At 51.7% G+C, this 12,331-nt stretch carries 17 protein-coding genes; 15 read left to right on the forward strand and 2 right to left on the reverse strand.

The window, feature by feature from the left end; genetic code table 11:
* Window positions 1-127 precede the first annotated feature (127 nt).
* From SRBAKS_RS01230 to miaA, 4 genes are read left to right on the forward strand one after another with little or no spacing between them, the layout of a single operon-like run.
* Window positions 128-1,735 carry an MBL fold metallo-hydrolase RNA specificity domain-containing protein gene (locus SRBAKS_RS01230; protein WP_229592779.1) on the forward strand — a complete coding sequence of 536 codons (1,608 nt, stop codon included), beginning with the start codon at window positions 128-130 and terminating at the stop codon, window positions 1,733-1,735.
* 2 nt (window positions 1,736-1,737) lie between these two features.
* Complete coding sequence (gene rsmD, locus SRBAKS_RS01235) at window positions 1,738-2,298, forward strand: 16S rRNA (guanine(966)-N(2))-methyltransferase RsmD (protein WP_229592781.1); 561 nt, start codon at window positions 1,738-1,740, stop codon at window positions 2,296-2,298.
* Window positions 2,286-2,813, forward strand: a complete 528-nt coding sequence (gene coaD, locus SRBAKS_RS01240; RefSeq protein ID WP_229592783.1) for a pantetheine-phosphate adenylyltransferase — start codon at window positions 2,286-2,288, stop codon at window positions 2,811-2,813. Before rsmD ends, coaD begins: the two co-directional genes overlap by 13 nt.
* On the forward strand, window positions 2,806-3,735 hold the full coding sequence (gene miaA, locus SRBAKS_RS01245) for a tRNA (adenosine(37)-N6)-dimethylallyltransferase MiaA (RefSeq protein WP_229592785.1): 930 nt from the start codon (window positions 2,806-2,808) through the stop codon (window positions 3,733-3,735). Before coaD ends, miaA begins: the two co-directional genes overlap by 8 nt.
* On the opposite strand, the gene sixA is transcribed toward miaA, so the two are convergent.
* Entirely contained in the window at window positions 3,732-4,220 is a 489-nt protein-coding gene (sixA, locus tag SRBAKS_RS01250) for a phosphohistidine phosphatase SixA (protein ID WP_229592788.1), read from the reverse strand. The genes miaA and sixA overlap by 4 nt on opposite strands.
* Before the next feature lie 155 nt (window positions 4,221-4,375).
* Here sixA and SRBAKS_RS01255 point away from each other — a divergent pair, with 155 nt between their 5' ends.
* The 3 genes from SRBAKS_RS01255 to SRBAKS_RS01265 are packed head-to-tail and all read left to right on the forward strand — an operon-like array spanning window position 4,376 to window position 6,779.
* Window positions 4,376-5,305 (forward strand): hypothetical protein, encoded by a 930-nt coding sequence (locus SRBAKS_RS01255; protein WP_229592791.1) that lies wholly within the window; start codon window positions 4,376-4,378, stop codon window positions 5,303-5,305.
* The gene (locus tag SRBAKS_RS01260; RefSeq protein WP_229592793.1) at window positions 5,292-6,200 is read left to right on the forward strand and encodes a hypothetical protein; all 909 of its coding nucleotides are present in this window, start codon (window positions 5,292-5,294) and stop codon (window positions 6,198-6,200) included. The genes SRBAKS_RS01255 and SRBAKS_RS01260 overlap by 14 nt, the downstream gene beginning before the upstream one ends.
* A gap of 9 nt (window positions 6,201-6,209) precedes the next feature.
* Window positions 6,210-6,779, forward strand: a complete 570-nt coding sequence (locus SRBAKS_RS01265; protein WP_229592795.1) for a CDP-alcohol phosphatidyltransferase family protein — start codon at window positions 6,210-6,212, stop codon at window positions 6,777-6,779.
* 52 nt (window positions 6,780-6,831) lie between these two features.
* On the opposite strand, the gene SRBAKS_RS01270 is transcribed toward SRBAKS_RS01265, so the two are convergent.
* Window positions 6,832-7,026 (reverse strand): twin-arginine translocase TatA/TatE family subunit, encoded by a 195-nt coding sequence (locus SRBAKS_RS01270; RefSeq protein ID WP_229592797.1) that lies wholly within the window; start codon window positions 7,024-7,026, stop codon window positions 6,832-6,834.
* Window positions 7,027-7,252: 226 nt separating this feature from the next.
* Here SRBAKS_RS01270 and SRBAKS_RS01275 point away from each other — a divergent pair, with 226 nt between their 5' ends.
* From SRBAKS_RS01275 to ilvB, 8 genes are all read left to right on the forward strand, one after another.
* A complete protein-coding gene (locus tag SRBAKS_RS01275; RefSeq protein ID WP_229592799.1) occupies window positions 7,253-7,636 on the forward strand; it encodes a hypothetical protein in 384 nt (127 codons plus the stop codon).
* 19 nt (window positions 7,637-7,655) lie between these two features.
* Complete coding sequence (locus tag SRBAKS_RS01280; RefSeq protein WP_229592801.1) at window positions 7,656-8,441, forward strand: hypothetical protein; 786 nt, start codon at window positions 7,656-7,658, stop codon at window positions 8,439-8,441.
* Between the two features lie 15 nt (window positions 8,442-8,456).
* On the forward strand, window positions 8,457-9,116 hold the full coding sequence (locus SRBAKS_RS01285) for an HAD family hydrolase (protein WP_229592803.1): 660 nt from the start codon (window positions 8,457-8,459) through the stop codon (window positions 9,114-9,116).
* 103 nt (window positions 9,117-9,219) lie between these two features.
* The gene (locus SRBAKS_RS01290) at window positions 9,220-9,540 is read left to right on the forward strand and encodes a YggT family protein (protein ID WP_229592805.1); all 321 of its coding nucleotides are present in this window, start codon (window positions 9,220-9,222) and stop codon (window positions 9,538-9,540) included.
* 21 nt (window positions 9,541-9,561) lie between these two features.
* Window positions 9,562-10,065: a DivIVA domain-containing protein gene (locus SRBAKS_RS01295; RefSeq protein ID WP_229592808.1), complete on the forward strand. Its 504-nt coding sequence runs from the start codon at window positions 9,562-9,564 to the stop codon at window positions 10,063-10,065.
* 8 nt (window positions 10,066-10,073) lie between these two features.
* A complete protein-coding gene (locus SRBAKS_RS01300) occupies window positions 10,074-10,394 on the forward strand; it encodes a DUF167 domain-containing protein (RefSeq protein WP_347339442.1) in 321 nt (106 codons plus the stop codon).
* A 13-nt stretch (window positions 10,395-10,407) separates the two neighbouring features.
* Complete coding sequence (locus SRBAKS_RS01305; RefSeq protein WP_229592810.1) at window positions 10,408-10,638, forward strand: DUF465 domain-containing protein; 231 nt, start codon at window positions 10,408-10,410, stop codon at window positions 10,636-10,638.
* A 1-nt stretch (window position 10,639) separates the two neighbouring features.
* Entirely contained in the window at window positions 10,640-12,331 is a 1,692-nt protein-coding gene (gene ilvB, locus SRBAKS_RS01310) for a biosynthetic-type acetolactate synthase large subunit (protein WP_229592812.1), read from the forward strand.

The raw sequence follows: 12,331 nt of genomic DNA on the forward strand, positions 1-12,331 counted from the left end.
GTTAATGAGGCATGTAATAGTGACAGCTAACACTGTGTTTCGATGTCAAATCACTACACTTATTTCGTCATGTGCGGAAGTGGATTGTTCATACTCCTTCCAATAGAACTCATCATGGGGATCATTAATGAAAATTACTTTCATGGGCGCAGCCCGAACCGTCAGTGGCTCCTGTTATATTCTTGAATGCGGCTCAACACGGTTCGCGCTTGATTGCGGTCTGCATCAGGGTAACAAGGAGATCGAGAAGCGCAATTGGAATTTTGATCAATATAATGGAAAACAGCTCGATTTCATTTTGATTACTCATGCGCATATAGATCACACCGGTCTGCTTCCGGCCCTGGTCTCCAAGGGATTCAAAAATCCTATTTATTGTACGGCGGCCACGCGGAGCCTGCTTGAGATCATGCTCCTCGACAGTGCGCATATACAGGAGATGGAGGCTGAATGGGCCAACCGGAAGCGCCTGCGTGTCGGGAGTCAGCCCATCAGGCCGCTGTACACCACCACGGATGCTGAAAATACGATGCCTCTTCTGGCAACCGTTGAATATGCCAAGACATTTGAGCCTGCTCCAGGTATTAAAGTCACCTATAAAGATGCCGGGCATATTCTCGGTTCTGCATTTATTGAAGTGGAGTACGAGCAGGACGGCAAGTCGACCAAATTGGTTTTCTCCGGAGATCTCGGGCGTCCGGAACAGTTGATCATAAGCGACCCGACAGAGGTTGATTGTGCTGATTATCTCTTTCTTGAGTCCACATATGGCAACCGAAATCACAAGGATGAGGCGGGCAGTATGGACGAGCTCGCCGAGGCTATTGCCTATAGCTATGAGCATAAGGAAAAGGTGGTTATCCCCGCATTTGCCGTGGAGCGTTCCCAGCAGTTGATCTATACCCTGTTCCTTTTGCAGAAGCAGGGTAAAGTGCCGGCGGATATGCCAGTCTATCTGGACAGTCCCCTGGCGATTCGAGCTACGGAAATCTTTCGCAAGCATCCTGAATTCTTTGACGAAGAGACGCGGAAGCTCTTGGCGAATGGAGAGAACCCACTGGACTTGCCGAATCTGCATTTCACGGAAAGCCGGGAGCAATCCCAGGCCATTAATGAAACACGCGGCCCTGCCATCATTATATCTGCCAGCGGTATGGCGAACGCCGGTCGCATCAAGCATCATTTGCGTCATAACCTGTGGCGCCCTGGAGCCAGCGTGGTTTTTGTCGGCTGGCAGGGTGTCGGTACGCCCGGCAGAAAGATTTTGGGGGGTGCCAATAAGATTCGCCTCTTCGGTGAAGAGGTTGCGATTAATGCCAAGATCTTTACCATTAACAGCTTCTCTGGCCATGCCGGTCAGGATGAGCTGATGAACTGGCTCGGCACCATGAAAGGCAAGCCGGTAAAGGTGATCCTGGTCCATGGCGAGGCTGAGGTCCAGGAGGAATTCGGTGCGCTTATAACTGATAAATTCGGTTTTTCCGTTCATATTCCGGAATACATGGAAGAGCTGGAACTTGAACCCGGGGCCGAATTCATGTCTGTGGTGGACATGGAGGTCGCGAGACCGCGTGTGGACTGGGAATTCCTGCTGGCAGATTCTGAGAATTTGTATGCAGAATTGAAGAAACGTGTTCACGATGTGGAAAACCGTCCCTGGGTGGATCAGGCCGAGCTGCGAGACAAGTTGCTTGACATCAATCGAAATATCGTTGAGCTCGTCTCCGAGATGTAAATATGCGAATAGTTGGTGGACAATATAAAGGCCGCAGGATCAAGACCTGCGAAGGGCCGGGATATAGACCCGCTACCATGAAAGTGAGAGAGTCCATCTTCTCCATGCTCATGGCGCGTGGTATATGCTTTCCCGATGTCCGGGTCATCGACATGTTTGCCGGGTCCGGCAGTCTGGCTCTGGAATGTTTGAGCAGGGGAACCACAACTGCGTGGTTTGTCGAGAAAAGTGCCAAGGCCGCGGGGCTGATCAGGAAGAATCTGGCAGAGCTCAATGTGCCGAAACAGTACTCCAAGGTGGTCAGCAAGGATCTTTTCGGCGTTCTGTCCAAACAACCGGAAGAGCCCTTTGATCTGGTATTCATTGACCCGCCTTACGGGAAAGATCTGTTGATTCCGGCTTTGGAAAAAGCGCTGAAGAATGGGTGGATTGCTTCGGGAGCCTTTGTGTTGGCCGAAGTTGAAACTGCGATAGAGGCTCCCACCGAGGGGCCGATTGCTGATATGGAATTGTTAACAGACCGAGAATATGGTCAGACCAGGATATTTTTATGGCGGAATTGAACCCCAGATTGGCTGTGTACCCAGGCACCTTTGACCCGTTGACTATGGGACACGTCAGCTTGACGCGGCGTGGTCTCAAGGTTTTTGATAATGTTATTCTTGCCGTTGCCAAGTCCACGCCCAAGAAAACCCTTTTCTCCATTGAGGAGCGTGTCGCTCTTGCTCGGGAAGTGTTCAGGGATGAACCTCGAATCACGGTCGAGCCTTTCGACTGCCTGCTCATTGATTATGTAGAGTCCGTCAACGCGGGGTCCATCATGCGTGGCCTGCGTGCTGTGTCGGATTTCGAGTATGAGTTTCAGATGGCCCTCATGAACCGTAAGCTGGAAAGAGAGATTGAGACGGTCTTCATGATGACGGATTTCAAGTGGATGTATCTGAGTTCCACCATCGTGAAGGAAGTTTCCCAGTATGGAGGGGATGTCCGTGGATTGGTTCCGGGGCCGGTGATGAAGGCTCTGGCCGTGAAGTATGGTTTCAAACCAGCAAGCGGGAAAAGAAAAGGGCATGAGTAGCAAGCCTCCCATTGTCTGTCTGTTGGGACCTACCGGTACCGGCAAGACCGCTGCGGCCATTGCCATTGCAGGGCGAATGGCTGCCAGTGTTATCAATTTTGATTCCCGTCAGGTGTATGCGGATTTCCCTCTCATTACGGCACAGCCCGATGCAGAGGAGCAGGCCGCATGTCCCCACTTGCTGTATGGTTTTCTGGCCACGGAAGAGAAAATGACGGCGGCCCGGTTTGTAGAGTTGGCCGTGAAGAAGATCGAGGAAGTCCGCGCAGGTGGAAGGCTGCCTATTCTGGTGGGAGGGACTGGTCTCTATCTGCGCTCCCTGCTTTCGGGGATTGCGCCTATCCCCGAGATACCGGAGGAGATTCGGGCGCAGGTTCTTGCTCGTGTGAAAAAGGACGGCCCACAGGTGATGCATGCGGAGTTGGTGAAGACTGACCCTGACTATGCGGCCAAGATTCATCCCAATGATACCCAGCGCAACGCCCGTGCAGCCGAAGTCTTTCTGGCAACCGGCAAGAACATGACCTGGTGGCATACGGAAAGTGAGCACACGCCCGCCCCCTATGATGCCCTCAAGATCGGCATGAAGATCAGGCTGGATGATCTGGAGCCGCATTTGGCCAATCGCATCGGCAGCATGCTGTCGCACGGTGCCATTGATGAATCCAGGGCAGCCTATGCGAAATGTTCGGACAGGAACGCTCCCGGATGGACCGGTATCGGCTGTGCTGAGCTGTTGGGATTTCTTCGTGACGAGTTGTCATTGGAAGAGACCCGGTATCGTTGGGTCAAGAATACGCGGGCCTATGCCAAGCGTCAGATCACCTGGTTCAACAAGGAAACCGACATCCACTGGTTTACACCAGGCGAGAATGATCGCATTGCAGATCTTGTGGAGACGTGGTTGGCAGAAAGGATTTAATCTGTCGCGATTGCACTGAGTTGCGAAGGGGTCAGATACCAATTCAAGGTCCCTTTTTTTTCGCTGACAATCATTTTGAGTTGTATGATCCCGCCATTTTCGATGGCAATATCCACATTATTCCCCGGCACGAGAATTTCCGAGGCCACTGAACCGAGCGAAGGCAGGTGCCCGGCAATGAGAATGGACTCCAGGCCGTCATATTCCCGAATATAGTGAATTGTTTCAGTGGCGGGAGTCATCGCCTTGACAGATTCGGTTACCTGAATTCTGGATGTGGGGTAGCCTGTATACTGGGCCATTATTTCGGCTGTCTGAATGGATCTGACCTTGGGGCTGGCAACGACCAGTTCAAAACGCAGGCCCAGCACTCTGGCAGCCCGTGCTGATTTTTCTACCTGCTCACGTCCTACAGGGCTGAGGGGCTGGGTGGGATCGAGTTCTTTGGACAGGCATGCGCCATGTTGCATCAGGTGGACAAGCATTCAGTCTCCAGTGGTTTGAGTGCCGCAACGCATCCTGTAGCATCCACGCAGGGGAGGGGCAAGCGGCTTGCAGAAAAGCATCAACCACGATACATGCGGTGAAGCATTGATAGTATCTGCCGGTCACGGCATTGAATATAGAGGATAGCACACCGATGTCATTTCGATTGTATTTATTTATTGCCTTGTCGTTAATCACTTTTTCCGTCCCTGCACAGGCTTTTACCGGCTTCGTGCAATACTTTGACAATGGGGGAACCATTGCCTGGGGTGACGGTGCGCTCACGGTTGTGAGAGGCATGGAAAAAAGCCCGGGTAGTGGAAAAGTGACAGCTTCTCCGTTTGCCATTCGCAAGGCCACTTCCCTGGCCCGCAAGCAGTTGCTTGGCATGATCATGGCGACGCGCATTGACTCAAGGCAGACTGTCAGCAGTTATCTCTCCGGTGAGGCGGGGGTTGCAGCACAGGTTCGGGGGCTGGTTCACAATTCATTGTTTACGGGCCCCGGCATCTATGATGAAGGTGGTACGGTAAAGGTGTCCGAAACCTTCAGGGGCAATCTGGCTGATCTCGTTTTTCCCAAGACCATTCAGTTCCAGAGTGGAATTCCGCCCAAACTGTCAACTTCGTTGGAGAAAAGTTTTGATTTTTCCGATGATGAGCCCTTGCCCGCTGGCGATGCAGCCAGTTATACCGGGGTCATCATTGACGCCCGCGGCTTGAAGATCATCCCGGCTCTGGCTCCGGTCATTTATGGTCAGGATGGATTGGGAGCATACGGGACCTTCCTTGTGAGTCGGGAGAATGTTGTCAATAAGGGCCTGGTGGCCTATGCCAAGCGCATGGACAAGCCCGTACTGAGCAGTCGGGTAGGCAAAAATCCCTTGATCGTTAAGGCCATGAGCACCTATGGCTCCTGGCGAACCGATTTGATTATTCCCACACCCATGGCGCAACTGGTCAGGGCAATCATGGAAAATGATGCCATAGCAGCCAATTGCAGGGTGGTTATTGTTGTGGATAAACCCACGATTTTGCAGGGTGAAAACTCTGCCTTGATGGAGAAGTGTAATGAAGATGCGTAAATTTTCGATATTCTTATTCCTTTCAGTTCTTTTCCTGCTTGTTGCTATCAACCCTGTGTTGGCTGCAAAAGTCACGGTTTTTACTCCTCTGAAAGAAGATATGTCTGCCATGGAGTTGCGGAAACAGGCCCTTTCCGAGGGATTTGCTCAGGCGATCATGGAAGAGGCGCAGCGCATGCTTTCCTCCAAGCTGGGGGCTGAGCGTGCAGAACTCTTCAGGCAGTATCTTGTCAATCACGGGCGGCCGTATGTTCAGGGATACAAGATTTTATCCTCCAAAGTCGTTGAAGGCGGGCTGGATATGAGTCTGGATGTGCGGGTGAACCGCAGGTCATTGCGTGACGGTCTCAAGCATATGGGTATTGTTTCTACCCTGGAGACATCGCAGCCAGCGTCTGTCATCTGGCCCAGTTCCATCAAGGAAGAGGACTTGCTCAGATTGCAGGGGCTCATGCTGTTGACAGGGCTGGAGTCTGCCGGTGACGTGTTCCCGGCCTTTACCCTGGAGAAGACGGCCGAGGGCACTTACAAGGGGCACTTGGTCGTCGAAGATCGTGAATGGGTCAGCATCAACAAAGACATGGCTGTGGTCTGGTTCGATCTCTGGTCCAAATATTTTTCTCGTACACAGAAAACTGCTGCAAAGGGCCCCTCCGAGCTTCTGACCATTTCCGGCTGGTTCTCACCTGACGGGGTCTTGGAGTTCGACAGGGTCTTGAAAAAGTGGGATGGAGCCGTCCAGAACGTCAAACTCGTCGATATGGATATGCAGGCCTCCGGTGTTGGTGCCACCTGGGGCATGAGTGTCACGGATCATGAGCGGCTGAATATGTTGTTGACCAGTTTCTTGCCGCAGCGTGGTTTGAGTTTTCATCTGCATCAGGAAGACAAGTAGAGGACTGTTGTGCCCGGGGATACCATTTGGACCATTCCGAATATTCTGACTATCCTCAGGATTTTCCTGACGCCACTCTTTGTCATGGCCTATATCAGCGAGAACTTTAACCTCGCGTGGATTCTTTTTGCCATAGCAGGTCTGACGGATGCCCTTGACGGGTTCCTCGCCCGTATCTGGAATCAGCGTACCCAACTCGGGGCCATGCTTGATCCGCTTGCAGACAAGGCTCTTCTCGTTACTTCATTTATTTGTCTGGCCATAAAAGGCTGGATTCCCAGTGGATTTACCGTGCTGGTCGTCAGTCGTGACGTCATCATCATCGGCGGACTGGCTGTGCTCAGTTTTTGGGGTGTGGATGTCAGAAGCCGCATCAAACCCATCTGGATCAGTAAGATGACCACAGCCGCTCAGATTTTCCTGGTGATTTTCGTGATGATTCAGCGTTCGTTTGATCTGGATTTCCCCGGTACCACCGGAGCCTTTGTCTGGATAACGGGCGCGGCAACTGTTGTGTCGGGGGTCGCGTACGTTCGTCGAGGCTTTGAACTCTTTTCCGAAGAGAGTGGCGAGGTATAAGAAAAGCCCGACTGCATGACAGCCGGGCTTGAAATTTTCGTATGCGAGCGGGTTAGCTTTCTTTCTTGTCTTCACTCTTATCCGATTTAGGGGTGACATCAATTTCTTCAGGCTCATTGGTGGCCTTTTTGAAGTTGCTGATGGCTCTGCCGATGCCGTCGCCGATCTGCGGTAGTTTTTTCGCGCCAAAGATGAAAACAGCAATGGCGAGAATGATAAGAAGTTCAGGTACTCCGAGTCCGAACATATATTGCCTCCAATTCGGTGAATGTCTTCACGATTATACGATGTCAGTGCATATACACCCGGGCCATAACACAGTCAAGGACTCCGATCTCTTTACGTGTTGGCATCAGGGTGAAATTATGCATGGTTTCCACCTTTACAATTAGGTGTGTGGGTCTTACATCAAACCAATCGGCATGCGGCCAGAGTTGGCATGCAAGTCCGTATGAATACGAACAAAGGTGAACATGGGCAATATCAAGAGACTCCCCGGCGATTCATGCCGACACTATGCGTTGGGTCACTGTTCCTATCAGGAATGGCTCAATCCGGGGTACACCCGCTCTTGGCGATGTCAGGTTATTGAACGATGGGAATCCGCCTTTGATGATTTTTTGGCCCGAGCAGAGGGCTTTGGTGTGGAGCAGGACGCTGTCCCCGATCTCTGGAACCGACAGTTTCAACGGTTGGCCCGAGAGGTGTTTCACTGTCAGCGCTATGTTTTTGAGCCGGGGGCTCCGGCCCTTGCTTGTCGCCATCAGGCTGAGGGCGTCTGTATTCTGTCGCAGCCCAAGTGCCATGGGCGATGTCGCCATTTTGAACGTGATGCTCATGAAAATGAGACTAAATAGCTAGTCAAGGAGTCTTCATATGCTGCTCTCTTTTCCGTATCTGCACCCCTCGTTGTGGTCGGGGGAACCGCTTGAGGGGCTCACCTTTTTTGATCCCGGATTGGTGGAAAAGCCTTTTGATAACGGTTTCCGGCCCGACAATCTGCCCTTGGATTTCAAGAATGCCAACGCATTGATCAATGATTGCATCAACTTTGGTGAACAATTCAAAGATCCCAGCGAAATGGCCTATTTCGGAGCGGTCACTGCCGACGATTTTTACGAAGGGTCGTCCATGTCCATCCAGGCGCAATTGACGGAGCGTTTTACGGACGTTCTGGAGAAGAACCAGAAGGAGCGAGAAGAAAAGGAAGCGCGCTCCAAGGCGCAGTTCGTCCTGTTGCTTGCCTGGTTTTTTGAAGAGCGCATGATTGAACTGCAAGGACTGGAGCAGGGCGTCAAGGATTCATGGAAGTCCATGGATAAGACCATGGGCGTTGAGGATGAAGATCGACTGGAAAAAAGGGTGGTGGACCTTGGCAGCGCCGAGAGCCACACCGGAGGCGTATCCGACGGACAAACCATCCCGCTGCCCTGGAAACGGGTTATAGAAGCCTTGCCCGGTTTTATTCCTGAAGGGACGGTCCTTGTCTGTGGAGACAAGGAGGTGCAGGAGGCATGGGAAGAGTACGGTATTGAGTTTTCGCAGGAGAAAGACGGCTTGTTCACAGCTACGCTGCCTGCCTGGAAGTTTGCCGGACGCCGTCGGGCGCCCGAAGATATGCCCCTCGCCCTCAGGGATGTGACCGTTGCGGTCATAAAATAACAAACGGAGTTGTTCATGGCGCTTGCCAACCCAATAATGGACCTCAGAGTGCTTGAAGGGGTGAAGACCGTTGTCTTTGACTGTGATGGCGTGCTCATCGATTCCTATGAAGCGAACATGCGCTATTACAGCGCTATCAAGGAGCAACTTGATCTGCCGCCACTGACGGAATCAGAAAAGGTTTTCGTGCATAGCCGTACCCACAAGGATGCCGTGCAGCATATTGTGCCGGAAGGGCAGTTTGACGAGGCATGGAAGGTGGTTCAGAATTTTGATTCCACTTCCCTGTATCAGTATCTCAAGCGGTCTGAAGGTATTCGTGAATTTGTCTGGTGGCTGCGGGATGCAGGGTTTAGGCTGGCCGTTAATACCAGTCGAGGGGAGTCCATAGGGTTCATCCTCAATATGATGGACCTGGAAGGCTTTTTTCTCCCGGTTATTTCATCCGAAAAGGTCTGCGCACCCAAGCCGCATCCTGAAGGGTTGCATACCATTATGCGCGATCATGACATAGAGCCTCATGAGCTTGCGTATATTGGCGACTCCAAGGTTGATGAGTTGGCGGCACAGGCCGCTGGCGTCCGTTTCTGGGCCTATAAGCACAGTGCCTTGAGGGCTGATGTGCACATCGAGAGTTTTTGGGACATCAAGGCCGCTATGCAGCGGTGTTATTAAGCGCGAATTCGGCTATTTTAAGCTTGATTCTTGCTATTCGCTGTGCGAAATTACCATCATTGATAATACTGGCGGGCTTTGTGCTCTGCCACCCGGAGGAGATATGGAAGGGTTCTTGGGCTCAATCGTCCAGGCTACGGCTTTTATTTTGGATTCTGTTCTTACAATTTATATGTGGGTTGTCATCATCTCCGCGTTACTCTCATGGGTCAATCCAGATCCATACAATCCTATCGTACGCTTTTTGCGAGGCGTGACTGAGCCTGTTTTTTACAAGATTCGCAGTTGGATGCCTTTTGCCGTTATCGGTGGTTTTGACCTGTCTCCGATAGTGGTTCTTATTGCTATTCAGGTGTGTAAGATAGTTGTTGTCCAAAATCTCATGAGACTCGCACTCTCCTTGAGTTCCGGGTATTCCATGTAGTCAACGAAAAGGAGGACTGTCATGACAGTTTCCAAGATTGATTTGCTCAATAAACAGTTTTCACGAGGGGTGTTCGGATATTCCCGAGTGGAGGTCGATCAGTTCATGCTTGAACTGGCCGAAGTGTTGGGCGACGCAGCGGATAACCAGAAAAACATGCAAAAGAAAATCAAGCGCATGGAGAAGACGTTGAGAGAGTTTCGTCAGCGGGATGAAACCCTGCGAGACACTCTCATGTCGACCCAGAGAATGGTGGATGACCTGAAGGTCACCGCCAGCAAAGAGGCGCAGATCATTCTGGATGAGGCCCGCGTCAAGGCTGACGCGACCGTCCAGAAAGGGCATAGTAGACTGGCCCAGATTCATGAGGAGATCGAGTCTCTGAAACGGACGCGGACACAGTTTGAAATCCAGCTCAAGGGGTTGTTGAATTCACACCTTGAAATGTTGGAAATGTCAGATCCGGAGCGGGACAAGATCGAAGAGATGGAGTCCAAGCTCAAGTATCTGCAAAAGGTTGACTGATACGGAGTGTGAAAATTTCAAAGCCGGAATTTGTCAGAAAACACAGTGATGGGTGGCGTTTGTCAGTCTGGGTACAACCCGGAGCTCGCAAGAGTGAAGTCGCCGGGGAGTATCAGGGATGTGTAAAGATTCGCCTTGCCGCTCCTGCTGTTGACAACAAAGCCAACAAAGGGCTGGTCAAATTTCTGGCCGAAAGGTTGAAAATGAAAAAAAGTCAGGTAGCTATCATATCCGGTTTTACCAATCGGAAGAAGCTGTTGACATTGGATACGGCAGTTGAGCCGGATTGGGGGATTCTTCTTCCAGATGGCAACTGCGATAACCTGTAAAAAGGAGTAGCACATGGAAGCCAGTGACCTTGAACTCATTGAGAAGCACGGGGTGGAAGACACTCAGATTAAGGCTTTGTGGGATCAACATTCTGTGTACGAAAAAATGTTGGAAAAACTCGAAGCCAAGAGCTACCAATCTCCCACCGAGATTCAGGAGATAAAGGAACTCAAGAAAAAGAAGCTGGCAGGCAAAACTCAATTGCAGGGCCTGCTCGATAAATACCGTACTTCGGAGGCATAAAATGAAATTGACCGGGGCCCAGATTCTTTTGAAGTGTCTGGAAAAGGAAAATGTTGATGTCATGTTCGGTTTCCCCGGGGGAGCCGTGATTGACATTTATGACGAGATTCCCAAATCCTCTGTTGAGCATATCCTAGTGCGTCACGAACAGGGTGCCATTCATGCTGCAGACGGATATGCCCGGGCCACTGGCCAGGTTGGAGTCTGTCTCGTCACTTCCGGTCCCGGTGCTACCAACACGGTAACCGGTATTGCAACAGCATATGCCGATTCCATCCCGGTAGTCATTATAACTGGCCAGGTGCCACGGGCGCTCATCGGCAACGATGCGTTTCAGGAAGTGGATACCGTGGGCATCACTCGGCCATGTACCAAGCACAACTATCTTGTTCAGGATATCTCTGAACTCCAGAGTGTCCTCAAGCAGGCATTTTACCTGGCCCGGTCCGGTCGCCCCGGACCGGTCCTGGTAGACCTGCCCAAGGATGTTCAGCAGCAGTTGATTGAATTCGATTATCCGGAAGATGTCTCCATGCGCAGCTACAAGCCAACCAAGAAGCCGCACATCGGGCAGGTTCGCAAAGTGGTCAAGCTGCTCAAGAATGCCAAGAAGCCGCTTTTTTATACGGGCGGCGGCGTTATTACGTCAGGTAGTCACGAAGAGCTCACATGGCTGGGCAAGGAGCTTAATATCCCTGTGACTTCGACCCTCATGGGGTTGGGCGCCTTTCCCGGTGATGATGATCTTTTTCTCGGTATGCTGGGCATGCACGGGGCGTACGCCGCAAATATGGCAGTGAACAACTGTGATCTGCTTCTGGCCGTTGGCGCACGATTCGATGACCGTGTAACCGGCAAGGTGGACACCTTTGCGCCCAATGCCACCATCGTACACATTGATGTGGACCCGACTTCCATTCAGAAGAACGTGTCTGTGCATGTGCCGCTGGTTGCTGACTGCAAGTCGGCTCTGGCTGCCCTCAAAAAAGAGACTGAGGCGACTCTCGGTGACTTTGACTGGGCGGAAAGCTATGGGGACTGGGTGGAGCAGGTTAAGGGATGGGCCAAGGAACATCCGCTTACGTACATCGATGACGGTGAGGACATCAAACCGCAATACGTTGTCGAAAAAATTTATGAAATTACCAAAGGCGATGCCATTATCGCTACGGAAGTCGGTCAGAACCAGATGTGGGCTGCCCAGTTCTACAAATACACCAAGCCCAACACCTTGTTGACTTCCGGTGGCCTTGGGACCATGGGCTATGGTTTTCCCGCGGCTTTGGGGGCGCAACGCGCATTCCCGGACAAACTGGTTATCGACATCGCCGGTGATGGTTCGATTCAGATGTGTATCCAGGAAATGATGACCGCGGTCTGCAATAAGCTGCCCGTGAAAATAGTCATCCTCAACAACGGCTTTCTCGGTATGGTCCGTCAGTGGCAGGAGCTTTTCTATGAGAAGAACTACTGTTCCACCTGCATGGACGCTCAACCCGATTTCGTTAAACTGGCCGAAGCTTACGGAGCGGTCGGGTATCGAGTGACTGAGAAGGACAAGGTCGAGTCAACGCTGCGCGAAGCCTTTGCTGTGGACAAACCGGTCATCGTGGATGTTCGTGTGACCAAGGAAGAAAACGTTTATCCCATGGTTCCGGCTGGCGCGTCGCTGACCGAGATGCTGTTGGTTTAG

This window comes from Pseudodesulfovibrio sediminis (assembly GCF_020886695.1).
In the GTDB taxonomy this organism is placed as follows: Bacteria; Desulfobacterota; Desulfovibrionia; order Desulfovibrionales; family Desulfovibrionaceae; genus Pseudodesulfovibrio; species Pseudodesulfovibrio sediminis.

What these genes read in the sequence shown, in the direction of transcription:
- rsmD (WP_229592781.1), top strand. Translation starts at nt 1,738, where the DNA reads ATGCGAATAGTTGGTGGACAATATAAAGGCCGCAGGATCAAGACCTGC.
- SRBAKS_RS01275 (WP_229592799.1), top strand. Translation starts at nt 7,253, where the DNA reads ATGGGCAATATCAAGAGACTCCCCGGCGATTCATGCCGACACTATGCG.
- SRBAKS_RS01260 (WP_229592793.1), top strand. Translation starts at nt 5,292, where the DNA reads ATGAAGATGCGTAAATTTTCGATATTCTTATTCCTTTCAGTTCTTTTC.
- SRBAKS_RS01290 (WP_229592805.1), top strand. Translation starts at nt 9,220, where the DNA reads ATGGAAGGGTTCTTGGGCTCAATCGTCCAGGCTACGGCTTTTATTTTG.
- SRBAKS_RS01280 (WP_229592801.1), top strand. Translation starts at nt 7,656, where the DNA reads ATGCTGCTCTCTTTTCCGTATCTGCACCCCTCGTTGTGGTCGGGGGAA.
- SRBAKS_RS01230 (WP_229592779.1), top strand. Translation starts at nt 128, where the DNA reads ATGAAAATTACTTTCATGGGCGCAGCCCGAACCGTCAGTGGCTCCTGT.
- SRBAKS_RS01285 (WP_229592803.1), top strand. Translation starts at nt 8,457, where the DNA reads ATGGCGCTTGCCAACCCAATAATGGACCTCAGAGTGCTTGAAGGGGTG.
- coaD (WP_229592783.1), top strand. Translation starts at nt 2,286, where the DNA reads ATGGCGGAATTGAACCCCAGATTGGCTGTGTACCCAGGCACCTTTGAC.
- SRBAKS_RS01270 (WP_229592797.1), bottom strand. Translation starts at nt 7,026, where the DNA reads ATGTTCGGACTCGGAGTACCTGAACTTCTTATCATTCTCGCCATTGCT.
- SRBAKS_RS01255 (WP_229592791.1), top strand. Translation starts at nt 4,376, where the DNA reads ATGTCATTTCGATTGTATTTATTTATTGCCTTGTCGTTAATCACTTTT.
- sixA (WP_229592788.1), bottom strand. Translation starts at nt 4,220, where the DNA reads ATGCTTGTCCACCTGATGCAACATGGCGCATGCCTGTCCAAAGAACTC.
- ilvB (WP_229592812.1), top strand. Translation starts at nt 10,640, where the DNA reads ATGAAATTGACCGGGGCCCAGATTCTTTTGAAGTGTCTGGAAAAGGAA.
- SRBAKS_RS01305 (WP_229592810.1), top strand. Translation starts at nt 10,408, where the DNA reads ATGGAAGCCAGTGACCTTGAACTCATTGAGAAGCACGGGGTGGAAGAC.
- SRBAKS_RS01295 (WP_229592808.1), top strand. Translation starts at nt 9,562, where the DNA reads ATGACAGTTTCCAAGATTGATTTGCTCAATAAACAGTTTTCACGAGGG.
- miaA (WP_229592785.1), top strand. Translation starts at nt 2,806, where the DNA reads ATGAGTAGCAAGCCTCCCATTGTCTGTCTGTTGGGACCTACCGGTACC.